Origin of the sequence: Prevotella sp. Rep29 (assembly GCF_019551475.1) — a bacterium.
Classification (GTDB): Bacteria; Bacteroidota; Bacteroidia; order Bacteroidales; family Bacteroidaceae; genus Prevotella.
This window is the reverse complement of sequence record NZ_CP047159.1, coordinates 1643246-1660546: the sequence shown is the minus strand read 5'-3', so window position 1 is coordinate 1660546 and position 17301 is coordinate 1643246. Positions and strand designations below refer to the sequence as shown.

General features: G+C 49.1%; 14 protein-coding genes. 1 reads left to right on the top strand and 13 read right to left on the bottom strand.

Going from position 1 to position 17301, the window contains the following annotated elements:
* Nucleotide 1 precedes the first annotated feature (1 nt).
* From recN to dnaN, 5 genes are all read right to left on the bottom strand, one after another.
* On the bottom strand, nucleotides 2-1672 hold the full coding sequence (gene recN, locus GRF55_RS07140) for a DNA repair protein RecN (protein ID WP_220367765.1): 1671 nt from the start codon (nucleotides 1670-1672) through the stop codon (nucleotides 2-4).
* A gap of 40 nt (nucleotides 1673-1712) precedes the next feature.
* Nucleotides 1713-2615, bottom strand: a complete 903-nt coding sequence (locus GRF55_RS07135) for a DUF4835 family protein (RefSeq protein ID WP_220367764.1) — start codon at nucleotides 2613-2615, stop codon at nucleotides 1713-1715.
* Nucleotides 2612-3805 (bottom strand): bifunctional phosphopantothenoylcysteine decarboxylase/phosphopantothenate--cysteine ligase CoaBC, encoded by a 1194-nt coding sequence (coaBC, locus tag GRF55_RS07130; protein ID WP_220367763.1) that lies wholly within the window; start codon nucleotides 3803-3805, stop codon nucleotides 2612-2614. Before coaBC ends, GRF55_RS07135 begins: the two co-directional genes overlap by 4 nt.
* Nucleotides 3806-3815: 10 nt before the next feature.
* Entirely contained in the window at nucleotides 3816-4673 is an 858-nt protein-coding gene (locus tag GRF55_RS07125) for a 3'-5' exonuclease (RefSeq protein ID WP_220367762.1), read from the bottom strand.
* An 88-nt stretch (nucleotides 4674-4761) separates the two neighbouring features.
* A complete protein-coding gene (dnaN, locus tag GRF55_RS07120; protein WP_220367761.1) occupies nucleotides 4762-5886 on the bottom strand; it encodes a DNA polymerase III subunit beta in 1125 nt (374 codons plus the stop codon).
* Between the two features lie 202 nt (nucleotides 5887-6088).
* Here dnaN and GRF55_RS07115 point away from each other — a divergent pair, with 202 nt between their 5' ends.
* Complete coding sequence (locus tag GRF55_RS07115; protein WP_220367760.1) at nucleotides 6089-6514, top strand: DUF3127 domain-containing protein; 426 nt, start codon at nucleotides 6089-6091, stop codon at nucleotides 6512-6514.
* Nucleotides 6515-6907: 393 nt separating this feature from the next.
* On the opposite strand, the gene GRF55_RS07110 is transcribed toward GRF55_RS07115, so the two are convergent.
* The 8 genes from GRF55_RS07110 to prfA all read right to left on the bottom strand — a co-directional run bounded on the left by GRF55_RS07110 (nucleotide 6908) and on the right by prfA (nucleotide 17260).
* Nucleotides 6908-9367 carry a transglycosylase domain-containing protein gene (locus GRF55_RS07110; RefSeq protein WP_220367759.1) on the bottom strand — a complete coding sequence of 820 codons (2460 nt, stop codon included), beginning with the start codon at nucleotides 9365-9367 and terminating at the stop codon, nucleotides 6908-6910.
* 33 nt (nucleotides 9368-9400) lie between these two features.
* On the bottom strand, nucleotides 9401-10327 hold the full coding sequence (gene miaA / locus GRF55_RS07105) for a tRNA (adenosine(37)-N6)-dimethylallyltransferase MiaA (protein WP_220367758.1): 927 nt from the start codon (nucleotides 10325-10327) through the stop codon (nucleotides 9401-9403).
* Nucleotides 10328-10366: 39 nt separating this feature from the next.
* Entirely contained in the window at nucleotides 10367-11137 is a 771-nt protein-coding gene (gene lpxA / locus GRF55_RS07100) for an acyl-ACP--UDP-N-acetylglucosamine O-acyltransferase (protein WP_220367757.1), read from the bottom strand.
* 38 nt (nucleotides 11138-11175) lie between these two features.
* Entirely contained in the window at nucleotides 11176-12561 is a 1386-nt protein-coding gene (locus GRF55_RS07095; RefSeq protein WP_220367756.1) for a bifunctional UDP-3-O-[3-hydroxymyristoyl] N-acetylglucosamine deacetylase/3-hydroxyacyl-ACP dehydratase, read from the bottom strand.
* Nucleotides 12562-12565: 4 nt separating this feature from the next.
* Entirely contained in the window at nucleotides 12566-13603 is a 1038-nt protein-coding gene (lpxD, locus tag GRF55_RS07090) for a UDP-3-O-(3-hydroxymyristoyl)glucosamine N-acyltransferase (RefSeq protein WP_220367755.1), read from the bottom strand.
* A gap of 101 nt (nucleotides 13604-13704) precedes the next feature.
* Nucleotides 13705-14925: an HD domain-containing protein gene (locus GRF55_RS07085; RefSeq protein WP_220367754.1), complete on the bottom strand. Its 1221-nt coding sequence runs from the start codon at nucleotides 14923-14925 to the stop codon at nucleotides 13705-13707.
* A 362-nt stretch (nucleotides 14926-15287) separates the two neighbouring features.
* Nucleotides 15288-16115 carry an orotidine-5'-phosphate decarboxylase gene (gene pyrF / locus GRF55_RS07080; protein WP_220367753.1) on the bottom strand — a complete coding sequence of 276 codons (828 nt, stop codon included), beginning with the start codon at nucleotides 16113-16115 and terminating at the stop codon, nucleotides 15288-15290.
* Nucleotides 16116-16150: 35 nt separating this feature from the next.
* On the bottom strand, nucleotides 16151-17260 hold the full coding sequence (gene prfA, locus GRF55_RS07075; RefSeq protein ID WP_220367752.1) for a peptide chain release factor 1: 1110 nt from the start codon (nucleotides 17258-17260) through the stop codon (nucleotides 16151-16153).
* Between the last annotated feature and the right edge of the window lie 41 nt (nucleotides 17261-17301).

Genomic DNA, 17301 nt, shown 5'->3' with positions numbered 1-17301 from the left:
TCTATTGTGTGGAGGAAGCCTGTTTGAGCAATGACCTTGCATTGTTGATGGCTTCCTGGGTGATGTCGCTTCCGCTGAGCATCTGGGCTATTTCGCTGACGCGCTCTTCTGCTGAGAGTTGCAGCATGTTGCTGATGGTCTCGTCTTTCGTGTCTTCCTTGAACACTTTGTAGTGGGTTGTGCCCATTGCTGCAATCTGTGGCAGGTGAGTGATGCTGATGACTTGCCGGTCGTTCATTCCCATCTCCTGCATAATGCGCGCCATCTTCTCTGCAATGGCACCGCTCACACCAGTGTCAATCTCGTCAAAAATAATCGTAGGCAGTTTGACAGCCCCGCTAATCATGGCTTTCAGTGAGAGCATGACGCGGGCAATTTCTCCACCGGATGCAACTTGTGAGACTGGTTGCAGGGGTGCATTCTTGTTGGCGCTGAACATAAACGCCACTTTGTCAATGCCATTCGCACTCAGTTGCTTTTCCTCGAGCGTGATTTGGAAACGTACGTTCGGGATGCCGAGCGGGATGAGTCGTTTTCCCATCTCTTCCTCAATCTTTCGTGCAGCCTTCTTGCGTGAGGTGGAGAGGGCATCGCCTTTCTGCTTACATTGCTCATGTAAGGAAAGCATCTGTTGTTCCGCTTCGCGCAACGTTTCGTCGCTATGGTCTATGTGGTTCAACTGTTCCTCCAAAGAATTCTTGATATCAATCAGTTCTCGGACGGAGGCGGCATGATATTTCTGCTGTAAGCTGTATATGGTGCTGAGTCTGTCGTCAGTCAGTCTGAGTCGTTCTCCATCGAAATCGATGCTCTCTGCCTTGTCAGCAATATCCTCAGCAATGTCTTTCAGCTCAATATAGCAGCTGTCAAGGCGCTTGATGGCAGAAGAAATTTCGGGATAGGGCTCAATGATTTCCGCAAGGTTTTTGGACACTTGCTTCAGGTCGTTAATCAGATTGCGCTCTCCGTTCAGCACATCTTCAGCGAAGAAAAGTCTTTTTTTGATTTCTTCGGCGTGGGTCATCATCCTGCTCGTCTGTTCCAATTCTTCCTGTTCGCCGTCAATCAGGGCGGCGTTGTTCAGTTCTTGTTGCTGGAAGCGAAGCAGCTCCTCGTTTTCCCTGCCTTTTTCTATTTCCTCCTTGAGCTGTTCAAAGTGCTGCTTGGCGTTCTGATATTCTTTGAAACAAGTTTGGTAGTCAACCAAGAGTTGTGTGTTTTCAGCCATCACATCGACCACGCTCAGTTGGAAATCCTCCTTGTTGAGCAACAGATTCTGATGCTGGCTGTGTATATCTACTAGTTTGTCGCCCAGTTCGCGCATCAGCGAGAGCTGTACAGGGATGTCGTTGATGAACGAGCGGCTTTTTCCTGCTGCCGTCAGTTCGCGCCGCAAGATGCAGTCGTTCTCGTCGTAGTCGATGTCGTTCTCTTCGAAGAAAGGTCTCAGGTTGTATCTACTGATGTCAAAATGTGCCTCAATCGTGCACCGGTCTTCTCCCGCTTTAATGCTTTTCGTGTCGGCACGCTGTCCGAGTAACAGTCCGATAGCTCCGAGAATAATGCTTTTTCCTGCACCAGTCTCTCCTGTAATGACCGAGAATCCGCGGTTGAACCGGATATCAAGTTCATTGATGAGCGTGAAATGTCGGATATATAGTTGAGTTAGCATAATCTTTTATTTCGTTTATCTCCTGCAAAGATAATGAAAACTATTCTTTGATTTTCTCCCACGTGTTGTTTTGTGAGGCGTTGATGGAGAAAAGAATGTCATAGACAAGTTCCTTCTCTTTCTGTGTGCCTTTTCCTTTATAAATATTGGCAAGTTCATCTTTCTTGTAGTCCGTCCATATTTGCGGGAGCATGCTGAGCGGCTTGTTCTCGTGGCATTTTTTCAATCCCTCTTCCAATGCTGTCGTGATGTTGGTGCGTCCGCGCTCCACATTGTTTGCCATTTCGTCGAGCCCTTTGCGGTAGTAGTCGTATTGCAGCTGTCGGAAAGGTTGCATGCCGCCATCGAGGTAGTCGTTGATGATAGCAAAGCGGTTGCGGTCGTTGTCGAACGATTTCCATCCTGGGAAGTTCAGGTTCTGCGCGTTGTTCGTAAGGTTCATGCACCGTTGGAGCACATCTTCGCCGCCCATGGGTGCAAAACTGTCAAGATTGAGTCCGATGATGAGATAGGCATAATAGGCGATGAGTGCCGTCAGTTGGTTGTCGATGTTTTCTTCATTGAACTCGAGTTGGTCGAACTGTGCGAATTTGAAATTGAAGTCGGCATCCCTATTATTATATAATGTGGTGGTGTATGCCGAGTTGTAAACCGGTCGGTTTGCCTGAATCAGTGCTGTACAGGTAAATGCGTCGTCCGCCTTTTCGTATTTTGTGACGGTGATGTTGAAATTGCATGCGATGCGTTCGTTTTTCTGGAATTGCAAATTGGTCCACTGCCGTTCGTTGATGAACTGCTCCAAAGTCCGTTGCAGACTTTCGAACACCGAAGCATCGGTGCCCTGTATCTGGCTGTGGTTAATGTTGACTTTCGCAATCAGTTCCTGTGCATGTAGATGGGCACAGAAGATGAGCCCACATACGGCGAAGAGCAGTTTTTTCATATGCGTTTCTCCAGTTCGTCAATGATGTCGCGTGCGACTTCGTTTTTGTTTTTCTTTTCGTAATCGACAATGTCTTTTTCAGAGAGGATAGATATCTGGTTGTCGTCGCTTTGGAAGCAGGTGCCTTTATTTCTCATGCTGTTGAGGACGATGAAGTCCAGATTCTTTTTCCTCAGTTTCTTCATGGCGTTGTCGCGTTCGTCGTTGGTTTCCAGGGCGAAGCCGACCAGCACTTGTTTTTTCTTTTTGATTTTTCCGAGTGCGGCGGCAATGTCTTGCGTGGGAAGCAGTTCCAGCGTGAGCCCGTCTTTTCCGCGTTTGATTTTCTTCTTTTCGGTCTTTGCTGTCTTGAAGTCGGCTACTGCCGCACAAAGGATGGCTGCATCGGCGTTCTTATAGTTGTCAACCGCTGCATGATACATCTCCTCGCAACTCTCAACATCAATGCGGTGAATATCTTTGGAGCATGACAGTGAGACTGGTCCGGCAATGAGCGTTACCTCAGCACCCCTTTTGTGGCACTCTTCTGCAAGTGCAAAGCCCATTTTCCCACTGGAGTAGTTGCCGATGAAGCGAACGGGGTCAATCTTCTCGTAAGTGGGTCCAGCCGTGATAAGTATCTTTTTTCCTTTCAGTGTCAGATCCTTGTTGAAGAAATGTTCCAATGCCTGCACGATTTTCTCAGGCTCTTCCATGCGCCCTTTTCCTTCCAGACCGCTGGCAAGGAATCCGCTTTGTGGCTGTATGATGTGGTTGCCGTAGTTTTCCAATGTTTTCAGGTTGGCTTGTGTCGAAGGGTGCGCAAACATGTCAAGGTCCATTGCCGGTGCAATGAATACCGGTGCTTTCATGGAAAGATAGGTCGTGATGAGCATGTTGTCGGCAACGCCCGTCGCCATTTTTCCCAGCGTGCTTGCCGTGCATGGCGCTATGAGCATGGCATCCGCCCACAGTCCGAGGTCAACATGCGAGTTCCATGTTCCGTCGCGTTGGGCGAAAAAATCGCTGATGACAGGTTTGTGGGTGAGTGCGGAGAGGGTTATTGGTGTGATGAACTCTTTTCCTGCCGGTGTGATGACCACCTGCACCTCAGCTCCTTTCTTTATACATTCGCGGATGATGAGGCATGCTTTGTATGCAGCGATAGAGCCTGTGATGCCCAAAACGATTTTTTTTCCTTGTAGTGTCATTTCTTCTGATTTATGTTTTGTCTTTCATGTCCCTTAGTCGGATGCGTGTGAGGACTTGTTTGGTGTCCTGCGTGAAGTCGCTGTTCAGTATCCATCCGTAATATCCGGGATCTTTCCGGAGTGCTTCGACGACAGCTGTCCCTTTGTATTTGCCGAAAGCGAAGGTTTCTTGCATTCGTGGTTTCCCGTTTTCATCAAGGACGGTGTTGCCGTTGCCGTCTTTCATCTCTTTCCAAACGATGCGCCCGGCAAAGTCCACATTGTTGTTGGCTTTCGAGAATGCAGCCAGCGCCTCCATGTCGTTTGGAAGCTGGCGGTCTTCCTCTGTCTGACGCTCCGGGTTGTACATCTCCAGCTGCCCTTGCAGGATGCGATAGGTTGCCTCCGTGTCTTGGTCTGCCTTGTGTGCAACGAAATCATCTTCCATCTTTCTTCCGCAATAGAATTTATATGCAGCGGCGAGATTGCGTGGTTCCATTCTTGTAAAGATGCTGTGTACATCGATGAGATGGCAGTCTGAGAAGTTGAAGTCGATGCCCGCTCTCAGAAATTCTTCAGCCAGCATGGGGATGTCGAAATGATTGGAGTTGAAACCGGCAAAGTCGCATCCTTCAAACTCTTGTGCTATCTCTGCGGCAATCTGTTTGAATGTCGGAGCCTTTTGCACTTGCTCGTTGCTTATTCCAGTGAGTGCAACCACTTCTGCGGGGATGCTTTTGCCTGGGTTGACGTATTGGTTTTTTCTTGTTTCCTGTCCGTCGGGTGTTATTTTGATGAATGAAATCTGGATGATGCGATCTCTCACGAGGTCAAGTCCTGTTGTCTCCAAGTCAAAGATAATCAGGGGCTTTTTCAATTTCAGCTTCATATTGCACTATTTAATATAGGAAAGGGTGAAACAATGGAACGTTGAAAAGTCCGTGTCCCATAGTTCCACCCTGTGTGATTAGATACTATTAGTCGTTCAGCAGCATTGGCATGATCAGCATCAGCACGTCCTCGTTCTCTGGTTGTGTGACGGGAACGATGACACCTGCGCGGCTGGGGTCTGCCAATTCTACAACCACTTCGTCGCTTTCCAGGTTGTTGAGAATCTCGGTCAGGCTCGGGCCCTTGAAGCCGATGCTCATCGGCTGACCGCTGTACTCGCATGTGAGGTTCTCTTTTGCGCTTGTTGCGAAATCGATGTCTTCAGAAGAAAGTTCCAGCTTTCCTGTCTCCACATGGAAGCGGATGAGTTGGCTCGACTCGCTGGCGAACGGGAGGACACGGCGAAGTGCGCCGATGAGCGAACGCCGGTCGATGGTCATTTTGTTCGGGTTGTTCTGAGGAATCACCGAGTTGTAGTTCGGATAGCGTCCTGCCAACAGGCGGCATGACAGAATGCCTTCGGAATAAATGATTTCAGCATTTTTGTCATCGAACTTGATGGTGACGTCTCCACCGTCCTTGCCCAGCACGCCTTTTAGAAGCATGGCGGGCTTCTTCGGCAGATTAAATGATGCGGGGGTATCGTTCTTGATGCTGAAGTTCTTGTTGCGTACGAGCTTATGACCGTCACTGGCAACAATGGCGAGGCTGTCCGGCGTCAAGTCAAAGTAGATGCCGTTCATGACAGGGCGCAACTCATCTTGTGCCGTAGCGAAAAGAGTACGGGTGATATTGTTGTTCAGGACAGATGAGTCGATAACGATTTCTGTGGCATTCTCCGTAATCGGCTGAATACGCGGGAACTCCTCAGCCTTCTGCGCTGTGAAGTTATACACACCGTTCTGGTAAACCACTTTAATCGTGAAATTAGTCAGGTCAATCTCAAATGTGAGCGGTTGTTCCGGCAACTCCTTTACTGAATCGAGAATGGTGCGGTTTGAAACACAGAAGTTTCCGTCACCGTCGCATGTGTCCAGCGGAAGGATAGACTTCATCACGTTTTCACTGTCTGATGCAGTGATAGTAAGCTGGTTGTTCTCAACTTCAAACAAGAAGCACTCCAGGATGGGGAGGGAGTTCTTGCTGTTAATAACTCTTGAGAGTGTTGAAAGCCGACTGCTAAGGGCTGTACTTGATAATGTAAATTTCATGGTCTATTTTTCTTTCTTATATTTTTTATATTGATTTCTATATTGACCACAAAAATACAAAAAAGCATTGTTTTGAACAAAAAAACAAAGGAAAAGTTTTTCTTTTTAGAACAATTTTAGTAATTTCGCAAACGAAAAAGAATTTTAGAGTAAAAAACCAGTGTCTCCATCGGAGACATCAATCATTAAAGAATTAACAGAAATGGATTTACAAGGAAGAATTATTGCAGCATTGCCTGCAAGGGAAGGTGAGTCTGCGCGCGGACCATGGAAAGCTCAGGATTTTGTGTTGGAGACACATGATGCATATCCGAAGAAGATGGTTTTCTCTGTTTGGGGAGAAGACCGTCTGCAACGATTTAATGTCCAGGAAGGACAAGAAGTGATGGTGTCTTTCGATATTGATGCCCATGAGTATCAGGGACGTTGGTATAACTCGATTCGTGCATACGATGTGCGCTTGGTTGATCCGTCAACAATTCAGCCCGTTCAGCCCGTGGCTCCTGCGGCTGCTCCGGCGAGCGCTCCTGCTGCGTCGGCTGAGGCTCCTGCAGCTGCGCCTGCTCAAGATGCTGTTCCGTTCCCCGAGACGGCAGAGGGTGAGAGTGCTGACGACCTGCCATTCTGATATAGCATAGACGATAATGTATAGGGACAGTTCTTACGCAACGTAGGAACTGTCCCTGTTCTGTTGATAAGGAGATGGTTGGTGCACCGATTTCTTTCGGAAAGGATTTGGAAAAAACAGGACTTTTTGGTCATCGGTAGCCGTTGTATAAACATACAGAAAAGGTTGTATAAATATGTAGTTGAACTATCGCTTTCCAAAAGTTGAACTTTTGCGTCCTAAAAGTTCAACTTTCATCGCCTGAAAGTTCAACTTTTGCAAGCTAAAAGTTGAAATTTTGGAAACCATATCTTAAAGTGTTGGAACTCAATAGTTTGCAACACGGTGCCCAGTTCTTCCACTCGCGTATAAATATACAATTGTGGCGAGATGGTAAACGAATGGTTGCGGCGGTTAAATTTCTGTCGGAGAGGGTGGCGGTTCGTTGCCTGAGGGCGGGGTGTTTTCCTCATTGAGGGGCGGTTCTGTCCTAAGGATGGGATTGCCGTCCTCGTCCAACACTTCCTCTTCCATCAGTTCGAGGCTGTCGGGCTTGTTGGCGTTCTCGTTCACATAGTAGCTGGAACATGAATATAAAGATGTCGGAACATCCTTGTTGTTGGCTTTGTTGAACCGCGCATGGTATTTGCTGAACTGCGAATCGTTGAATATCGATGCGAGGAAGGAACCGCAGATGGGGAGTGCCGTGCGGCTGCCCTGTCCTAAGGCTCCGGTACGGAAATGGATGCTGCGGTACTCTCCGCCGACCCATGCGCCGACCACCAGTTTTGGACTGACAGCCATGAACCATGCGTCGGAATGGTTGTTTGACGTTCCGGTCTTTCCTCCGAAGTCTGTGTCGTAGATATTGCCGATGTATGCTCCTAATGCCTGCGATGTGCCGCCAGGCTCGCGCAAGCCTCCCATGAGCATCATTTGCATGAGGAATGCGCTTTTGTATGGAATAGCTTGCCGCACTGCGGTTGGCGCTGCATATATCTCATTTCCGTTTCGGTCGAGTATCCGCGTAACAAGTACTGGTTCGTGATACTTTCCGTTGTTGGCAACGGTTCCGTAGGAAGATACCAGTTCAAGCAGGTTCACGTCGGATGAACCGAGTGCGAGTGACGGCTCTTCCTGGAGTTCGCTTTTGATGCCCATGTCGTGAGCACATTTCACGATATTCCGGATGCCCATCTCCTGTCCTAAGCGGACAGCGATAGAGTTGATGCTCTGTGCAAATGCTCCTTTCAGGGGAATGGAATCGCCGGAAAAACGCCCGTTGGCGTTGGAGGGAGTCCACGTCACTTCTACTTTCCGCTTGCGGTCAAATACTTGCATGGAGAGGTACTCGTCTCGCCGTTTGTCACAAGGAGACAATCCCTGGTTCATCGCTTCGGTGTAAACGAACAGCTTGAACGTGGAACCGGGTTGGCGCATGGCGGTCACCTTGTCGTATTTCCATGAGTTGAAATCAACGTCGCCGACCCACGCTTTGACTTCTCCCGTTTGCGGCTCCATGGCAACAAACGAACAGTGCATGAAGTGTAGCATGTAGCGGATGGAGTCCAGGGAGCTCATTTCCCTTTCGATTGTTCCTTTCTCGTAATCGAATAGTTTCACCTTATGCGGTTTGTTCAGGTAGTAGTTGATGGAGTCGGGCTCGTTGGGGAATCTGTCCTGCAAATCGCGGTAGAAGGGTTGTCGCTTTGCAATGTTTTCCACGAAGTTGGGAATCACCCTTCCGTATTCATCTCTCCAAGGCTCCATGTTTCCCCAATGGTTGTCGAAGTTTTGCTGAATCTTTCGCATCTGCATGACGGCAGCCTCTTCTGCGTATTTCTGCATCCGCGTGTCGATGGTGGTATAGATTTTCAGTCCGGAATTATAGAGGTCGTATCCGTTCTCATTACACCAATAGCGCAGGTGGTCGGCAACTGCTTCCCGGAAATATAGAGCTTGCCCGTCGTAATGGTTTTCGACGCGATATTTCAGGTTGAGCGGCAGTTGGCTGAGCGAGTCATATTCCTCTTGGGACAAGTCGCCGCGCGACACCATGTTGCTCAAGACCGTATTCCTTCGTTTCAGACAGTTCTCCGGATTGCTGATGGGGTTGTAGAAGGTTGTTGCTTTCAGCATACCGACCAATACGGCAGCTTGATCGGTCGTGATTTTGTCGGGTGTCGTGCCGAAGTAAGTCTTGCAGGCTGTCTTGATGCCGTATGCGTTGGAACCGAAATCCACCGTGTTGGCATACATCGTTATAATGTCTTTCTTGTCGTATGCCATTTCAAGTTTGGTGGCGATAATCCACTCCTTGCTCTTCATCACGAGAATTTTCAGACCGGGTATTTTCCCAAGCAGTCCCGTTGAGTATTGGGAACGAACGCGGAACATGTTTTTCGCCAGCTGCTGCGTGATGGTTGATGCGCCACGAGCATCCTTCTGAGTCACAGCGTCTTTGGCAGCTGCGAACAGCCCAATAGGGTCAACACCCCAGTGTTTATAGAAGCGTTCGTCTTCGGTGTCAATAAGGGCTTTCCAAAAGACGGGATTCACCTCTTCGTATTTTACGGGCGTGCGGTTTTCACTGAAAAACTTTCCGATTAACACCCCGTCTGCACTGTAAATCTCTGAGGCTTCGTTCGATGGCGGATTCAAAATGTTGTTTTTCCCGAAAAATCCGGGAGATTTTCCAAACAACCACAGGAAGTTGATGTCCACAGCGATGAAATAGAAGAGGGAAAAGACGATGAAGGATACTATCCCAACGATTGCTTTTGTGTACCACCGTCTCCCACGGTACAGTCCTTTATACCAGGAGAAAATCCGTTTGATGGGTGAGATACATTTCTTGATGATATGCAGTGCCATGGTGTCTTCTTCTATGATTTATATTGCACAAAGTTACAAAAAAATGCTTTTGGGCAATGATGTTTCAATATAATTTATGATTTCTTTAGGATTTTCGGGTGAAAACCATCTGATTGCCGAATCTCTCTTGAACCATGTGAGTTGTTTTCTGGCATATCTTCGGGTGTTTCCTTGTATGCGTTCAATGGCTTCTTCCAGTGTCCACGTTCCTTCAAAAAACTTGAACAATTCTTTGTAACCTACTGTTTGTAACGCGTTTAAGTGGTGTTTGTTGTATAAACTTCTGGCTTCGTCAATAAAACCATTTTCAATCATTTTGAGAACGCGCTGATTGATTCGTTCGTACAACTCTTCCCGTGGCAGGTTGATTCCTACCTTGATGATGTGGAAGGGACGTTCTTTCTTTTGTTGTGTCCGGAAAGAGGTGTATGGCTTTCCCGTCTGATGACAGATTTCCAATGCGTGGATGACTCTTCTCGTATTCTTCCTGTCAACAATCTGATAGTATTCGGGGTCAACGCATTTCAGCTCTTCGCACAACTTCTCCAAGCCTTCTTCTTTCAGTTTTCGCTTGTACAGTTCCCTCGTATTTTCGTTGATGTTCGGAATGTCGTCTATGCCGTTGCATACGGCGTCGATGTACATCATGCTTCCTCCTGAGAGAATAATGGGGGAGTGGCTTGTTGCGAAATGCTGTTGAATGATTCTGAGCACATCTTCTTCAAACTTCGCGGCACTATAATAATCTGTGATGTGATGTGTGCCGACAAGATGGTGGAACACCTGGCGTCGCTGTTCCTCAGTAGGGGCAGCAGTTCCTATGGGCAGTTCCTGAAATATCTGTCTGGAGTCGGCATTGATGATTTCGGTATTGAAGTAATGTGCTATCTGTAGGCACAATTCCGTCTTCCCAACGCCAGTCGGACCAACAATGACGATGAGTGTTTGATTTGTGTTCATACGATGGGGTGGTATGGGAGGAACGGTGTGCGTGTCTTCCTACCGGATGATTCCTCTCTTGGAAGACTCAACGAAACTGATAATGTATTGAATCTCCTCGGTGAGCGGCAATTTTTTCCGTATTTCCTCAATACCTTCAGCGAGAACGCCCTTAGAGTATAGCAGGCGATATGCCTCGTGAATCTGTTCGATTTGTTCGTTGCTGAAGCCTCGTCTGCGCAGTCCGATGATGTTTACTCCCGCATATCGGATAGGTTCTTTGCCTGCGATGATATATGGGGGAATGTCTTGACTTGTCCGGCTGCCTCCTTGGAACATGACATAGCCTCCGATTCGGCAGAACTGATGGATAAGTGCTGTGGCACTGATGATGGCATGGCTATCGATAGTCACCTCACCGGCAAATTTCGTAGAGTTTCCGATGATGCATCCGTCTCCCATCACACAGTCGTGAGCCACGTGCATATTCTCCATGAGCAGGTTGTTGTTGCCGATGATGGTCGTTCCTTTTGAGGCTGTTCCTCGGGAGATGGTCACGTTTTCCCTGATACTGTTGTTGTTGCCTATCTGACAGGTTGTTTCCTCGCCTTGGAACTTCAGGTCCTGTGGCTTTGTGGAAATGCTTGCTCCAGGCATGAATTCATTGTTGTCGCCGATGCGGGCACCGAAATTGACCGTCACGCTATTTTGGAATACGTTGTTGTTTCCAATGACCACATTCTTGTCGATATAGCAAAACGGACCGACTATGTTGTTCTCTCCAAGGACAGCTTCCGGGTGTACGAAAGCCATTGGGCTGATCTGATTCATGAGTGTCTTTATATTAGAATAGATGAAGGTGCGCTCTTTTATTTATTCTTTACAATTTGGGCGGTGAACGTCGCTTCGGAAACCAGTTGGTCGCCGACAAACATGTATCCTTTCATGGAACTGATGCCGTGACGTACCGGAGCCAGCAATTCTACTTTGAAAACGAGCGTGTCACCGGGTACGACCTTCTGGCGGAACTTCACGTCGTCTATCCGCATGAAGTATGTGGACCAGCGTTCAGGTTCGTCAACGGTGTTCAGGACCAGCAGTCCGCCACACTGCGCCATGGCTTCTATCTGTAACACTCCCGGCATGACGGGTTCTTGTGGGAAGTGTCCCACGAAGAAAGGCTCGTTGCTCGTGATATTCTTTACACCGATAATGTTGGTCGCTCCCAATGCAATCACTTTGTCCACGAGCTGCATCGGATAGCGGTGTGGGAGCAGTTCGCGAATCCGGATATTATCCATGATTGGTGTCTCGTTAGGGTCGTAAACAGGAGCCTGCACTTCGTGTTTGCGAATCTCCCTGCGCATAAGCCGTGCAAACTTGTTGTTGATAGAGTGTCCGGGGCGAGTGGCGATGATGCGTCCTTTGATGGGCTTGCCTATCAGAGCCATGTCGCCGATGATGTCGAGCAGTTTGTGACGGGTGCATTCGTTCTCCCATACGAGCGGTTTGTTCTGGATGTAACCGAGTTTGGTGGCATCTCTGTGCGGCACGTTGAGGAGGTCAGCCAATTTGTCGAGCCGTTCCTGCGTTGTCTCCCGTTCGTAGATGACGATAGCATTGTCCATGTCGCCGCCTTTTATGAGGTTGGCATTGATCAGTGGCTCGATGTCTCTCACGAAGACGAAGGTGCGTGCAGGAGCAATTTCCTTTGCAAATTCGTCCACGTTTTCAATCGTTGCGAATTGGCTGTTGATGAATTTCGACTCGAACGAGCACATGGCTGTGATGCTGAAATTCTCATCGGGCAGGATGGTGATGCATGAACCGCTCTCTTCATCTTTTACCTCAATCTTCTTCTTGATGATGTAATAGTCTTTGGGAGCGTTCTGTTCCTCGATGCCCACTTGCTGTATCTTCTCTACATACATGGCTGCACTGCCGTCCAAAATAGGAAATTCCGGTCCGTTCACTTGAATGAGACAGTTGTCTATCCCCAATGCATAAAGGGCGGAAAGTCCATGCTCGACGGTAGATACTCTTACGTCGCCGACTCCGAGAACCGTTCCTCTCTGCGTGTCAATCACTTTTTCAGCGACGGCATCAATGACGGGTTGCTCGTCGAGGTCGATGCGTTGTATTTTGTAACCGGTATTTTCTGGGGCTGGATTGAACGTAACTGTGAGACTCAATCCCGTATGTAGTCCTTTTCCACAAAGTGAAAAACTTCCTTTCAGCGTGTTTTGTTTTGCCATGTCTTTATTGGTTGTTTTTTAGTTCTTCAATTTCTTTTTGCAGTTTTTGTATGTTTTGATACATATCAGATAGTCTTCGGAAGATGGCTGCCGACTTCATGAAGCCTCTTGCATCCCATGCGGGCGAACCGATGATGGTCTGTCCGCTCTCGCGAACGGTGTTTGTGATGCCGGCTTGTGCACCGACAGTCGTGTGGTCGGCAATACTGATGTGTCCTGCCATTCCCACTTGTCCGCCAAACATGCACCATTTGCCGATTTTCGTGCTTCCTGCCACTCCCACTTGCGCTGCCATGACGGTGTTTTCGCCGACTTCCGCATTGTGCGCCACCTGAATCAGGTTGTCCAGTTTCGCGCCTTTACGGATGTAGGTGCTTCCCATCGTGGAGCGGTCAATACAGGTGTTGGCACCGATTTCCACGTCGTCTTCTATCGTTACAATACCTATCTGCGGCATCTTGTCATATCCGTCGGCATTGGGCGCGAAGCCGAATCCGTCGGCTCCGATGACGCTGCCCGAGTGGATGATGACGTTATTGCCGATGTGGCAGTCGTGATAGATGCTCACGTTCGGATATATGATGCAGTGGTTGCCTACAATCGCCTTGTCGAATATCGTGGCGTGGGGATAGATTTGCGAGTGGTCGCCAATCTCCACATCATCGCCGATATAGGCGAAGGGACCGATGTAACAGTCTTTTCCTATCTTTGCTTTCGGTGAGATGAATGCCAATGGGTCGATGCCGGTTTTCTGCGGCTTCATCGATTCGTAGAGTTGCAGCAGTTTAGCCACGCACTCGTAGGCGTTATCCACGCGAATCAGTGTGGCGTTGACAGGTCTTTCCAGTTTCACATCCTCATTGACGAGGACCACACTGGATTGTGTCTCATATAGGAAATGGGTGTATTTGGGGTTTGAAAGAAAAGAGATGGCGCCGGGTTTCCCTTCTTCAATCTTTGAAAACGTGGAGACTACAGCGTTCTCATCGCCCTCTATACGACCGTTTATCAGTTCAGCAATTTGCTTTGCGGTGAATTCCATGGGTTCGTCTGTGAAATTTTTAACGTTGCAAAGATACGGTAAAAAATCGATTTAGTGGCAAAATGTGACTTTTATTTTATGAAAGTTTGTCAAAATATGTTTCAGAAGCGTTTGTAGCATAGATAATACTTGCTGATATCCTTGGCAGGATGCGTCATGTGGAGGATTTCGGAGGCATCTATGACTTCTTTGAGCGTGCCGTCTTTGTAGAGGATGTCGATGTGGTCGTCGTGCACGTCATACATCGCTTTCTTGATGCTGTCCATGTGCATGAGGAATTTGGTGTCTTCCCGACTGACGCCTGTGTGTTTCATTATTTCGTCCTTGATGCTTTCCACATATTCCTCCGTGAACGGCTCTTCGCTGATTTCCACCCTGAAAAGTTGTCGGCTGAGCAGGTCGCCGGCGAGCATGGAGAGGATGCGGTCGGGATGGTCTTTCCACACTTTCACCGTTGTCCAGATGTCGTTGTCGTCGAGTTGTTCGTACCAATACAGCGCTTTCGGGTCTGAAAGGAACGTCTGCCTGTCCACATGGTTGTGGATGAAATAGTGCAGTGCCGGCGGAGCGTAGAGTTCTGTCCCTTCGTTAGCAAGATGCTTGGCGCGAAGCAGCGTGTTGACCAACAGTTTTTCACAGGCAACGGTCGTCTTGTGGAGATAAACTTGCCAGTACATGAGCCTGCGGGCAACCAGGTAGTTCTCAACGGAATAGATGCCTTTTTCTTCCACGACGAGATGGTCGTCCACCACGTTCATCATCTTGATGATGCGCGAACTGCCGATGTTTCCCTCGTTGACACCCGTGAAGAAGCTGTCGCGGCAGAGATAGTCGATGCGGTCCATGTCGAGCTGACTTGAGATGAGTTGGTGCAGGAAGCGCTGATGGTATTCGTCTTTGAATATTTTCAGGGCGAGTGTCAGTCTGCCGTCCATCTCACGATTCATCTGTTCCATCATCATCAGCGAGATTTCTTCGTGCGAGATGCCGCTTGTCAGGGTGCGTTCGAGCACGTGCGAGAACGGTCCGTGCCCGATGTCGTGCATGAGAATGGCTGCCTGGACGGCTTCCGCCTCCGACTCGAAGATGAAGATGCCTTTCTGGCGGAGCGAGGTGATGGCTTCGCTCATGAGGTGGTAGGCTCCGAGAGAATGGAGGAAACGTGTGTGTTGCGCACCGGGATATACGACGGATGCCATGCCCAGCTGTTTGATTCGTGACAAGCGCTGCATCAGCGGGTGCTTCACAATGTCGAGCAGGAGCCCGCTTGGAATCTTGATAAACCCGAATACGGGGTCGTTGATGATTTTTGTTTCGTTCACGGCGCAAAGTTATGAAATGTTTTTGTATAAACGGCAGTTCGGAAAGACTTTTTCGCAAACTCCCTTGCAGTGCATCGCAAAGAACTTTGCAGTGCGCTGTCTGTTTTTCAAATCAACTTGATTTGGTCATCAATTCAACTTGATTTGGTCTCCAATTCAACTTGATTTGCCAGAGGAAAGTTCAACGTTCGAAAACCAAATTCAGTGAATTTGCTCACCAATTTCACTGAATTTGGTCATCAATTTCACTGAATTTGGTTGGTGAGAGTTCTGTTTCTGATTTTCGGAAGGGTAGGGAATGGAATGAAAAAAGGCATTCCTGAGCAGAGGAATGCCTTATGTTCTGTCTTGATGTTTGTGGCTTATATGCCGTGTTTTTCGAGTTCGGCTGCCATTTGCTGTTGCATTTCGCGTGCCTTGTTGCCTGCCATTTCGGCGTAGAGCTCGGTGTGGTCGGCATAGATGATGCTGCGCGATGCGTTGACGAGCAGTCCGCAGTCTTTGTTCATGCCGTATTGGCATACTTCTTCGAGGCTTCCTCCTTGTGCGCCTACGCCTGGAACGAGCAGGAAGTGGTCGGGTGCGATGCGCCGGATATCCTGCAACATAGAGGCTTGCGTGGCTCCAACGACGTACATGAGGTTGTCTTCAGTGCCCCATTTCTGTGAGGTGCGGATGACTTTCTCGAAGAGTCGCTCGCCGTTTTCGTCTTTCATGAACTGGAAGTCGTTGGCTCCTTGGTTGCTGGTGAGTGCGAGCAGGATGGTCCATTTCCCTTCATGTGCGAGGAAAGGGGCTATGCTGTCTTCTCCCATGTAGGGTGCCACGGTGACGGCATCGACGTCGTATTCGTCGAAGAATGCGCGTGCGTACATGTCGGCAGTGTTTCCGATGTCTCCGCGTTTGGCGTCGGCGATGATGAAGTGGTCGGGATATTGTTCCTTGATATAGCGTACGGTCTTTTTGTAAGCAGTTATTCCGTGAATACCGAACGCCTCGTAGAATGCGAGGTTGGGCTTGTATGCCACGCAGTAGGGTGCCGTTGCGTCGATGACGGCTTTGTTGAACTCGAGCAGCGGGTCGTGCATGTCGAGCAGATGGATGGGTATGCGCTTGGCATCGGTGTCGAGTCCCACGCACAGGAAGGTTTTCTTCGTGCGTATCTGGTGGATAAGTTGTTGTCTGTTCATGGCTTGTCTGTTGTTTATATATATAATAATGTGTGTCAGAGTTCCGCTTCTTTCATTCGCTCTGCGTTTTCCGCCACGGTCAGTGCGTCAATCATCGGTTGGATGTCGCCGCCGAGAAATCCTTGCAGGTCGTGTGTGGTGAAGCCGATGCGGTGGTCGGTGACGCGTCCTTGCTGGAAGTTGTAGGTGCGTATCTTGGCTGAGCGGTCACCCGTGGAGACGAGGCTCTTGCGCCGGGAAGCGATGTCATCGACATATTTCTGGTGTTCCTTGTCGTAGATGAAGGTGTAGAGTCGGGAGAGTGCGCGCTCCTTGTTTTTTGGCTGGTCGCGCGTCTCGGTACACTCGATGAGTATTTCCTCGGTCTCGCCGGTGTTCGGATTCTTCCACATATAGCGCAGGCGGACGCCCGATTCCACCTTGTTTACATTCTGTCCGCCGGCACCCGACGAGCGGAACGTGTCCCATTTGATTTCGCCTTCGTTGATGTTGACTTCGAACTTGTCGGCTTCGGGCAGCACGGCGACGGTCGCTGCGGAGGTCTGCATGCGTCCGTTCGATTCGGTCACGGGCACTCGCTGTACGCGGTGCACGCCCGACTCATATTTCAGCGTGCCATAGACATCGGCTCCCGAAACGGCGAAGTCGATTTCCTTGTAGCCGCCGACGGCACCTTCCGAGACGCTGGTGATGGCGAGTGTCCATCCCTTTTGGTCGCAGAATCGCTTGTACATGTTGAACAAGTCTCCGGCAAAGAGGCATGCTTCGTCGCCACCCGTTCCCGCACGGATTTCCATCTGCACGTTCTTGGCGTCTTCGGGGTCTTTTGGTATGAGTGCGATTTTTATTTCTTCTTCGAGCTGCGGCTGCAGTTCTTCGTTGGCGGCAAGCTCTTCGCGTGCCATTTCCTTCATGTCGGGGTCGCTCTCGTTGGCGAGAATGTCCTTCGCTTCTTTGATGGTGTTGAGGCATGCGACGTAGCGGCGGCGTGCGTCCATGATGTCGCCGAGGTCCTTATATTCCTTAGTGAGCTTGACGTAGCGCTGCTGGTCGGCTATCACGTTGGGGTCAGTGATGAGCGTCGATACTTCTTCGAAGCGTGCCTCGAGCCCGTCGAGTTTCTGTAAGATGCTGTTATTTTCCATATTCGTTGGCAAAGGTACGAAATTATTTGTGTTTCCTTGGC

Excerpts from the sequence above, each read along its gene's own strand:
- pyrF (WP_220367753.1), bottom strand. The coding sequence starts at position 16,115 with ATGAACAGACAACAACTTATCCACCAGATACGCACGAAGAAAACCTTC.
- GRF55_RS07135 (WP_220367764.1), bottom strand. The coding sequence starts at position 2,615 with ATGAAAAAACTGCTCTTCGCCGTATGTGGGCTCATCTTCTGTGCCCAT.
- miaA (WP_220367758.1), bottom strand. The coding sequence starts at position 10,327 with ATGAACACAAATCAAACACTCATCGTCATTGTTGGTCCGACTGGCGTT.
- recN (WP_220367765.1), bottom strand. The coding sequence starts at position 1,672 with ATGCTAACTCAACTATATATCCGACATTTCACGCTCATCAATGAACTT.
- prfA (WP_220367752.1), bottom strand. The coding sequence starts at position 17,260 with ATGGAAAATAACAGCATCTTACAGAAACTCGACGGGCTCGAGGCACGC.
- GRF55_RS07115 (WP_220367760.1), top strand. The coding sequence starts at position 6,089 with ATGGATTTACAAGGAAGAATTATTGCAGCATTGCCTGCAAGGGAAGGT.
- GRF55_RS07095 (WP_220367756.1), bottom strand. The coding sequence starts at position 12,561 with ATGGCAAAACAAAACACGCTGAAAGGAAGTTTTTCACTTTGTGGAAAA.
- lpxD (WP_220367755.1), bottom strand. The coding sequence starts at position 13,603 with ATGGAATTCACCGCAAAGCAAATTGCTGAACTGATAAACGGTCGTATA.
- coaBC (WP_220367763.1), bottom strand. The coding sequence starts at position 3,805 with ATGACACTACAAGGAAAAAAAATCGTTTTGGGCATCACAGGCTCTATC.
- GRF55_RS07110 (WP_220367759.1), bottom strand. The coding sequence starts at position 9,367 with ATGGCACTGCATATCATCAAGAAATGTATCTCACCCATCAAACGGATT.
- lpxA (WP_220367757.1), bottom strand. The coding sequence starts at position 11,137 with ATGAATCAGATCAGCCCAATGGCTTTCGTACACCCGGAAGCTGTCCTT.
- dnaN (WP_220367761.1), bottom strand. The coding sequence starts at position 5,886 with ATGAAATTTACATTATCAAGTACAGCCCTTAGCAGTCGGCTTTCAACA.
- GRF55_RS07125 (WP_220367762.1), bottom strand. The coding sequence starts at position 4,673 with ATGAAGCTGAAATTGAAAAAGCCCCTGATTATCTTTGACTTGGAGACA.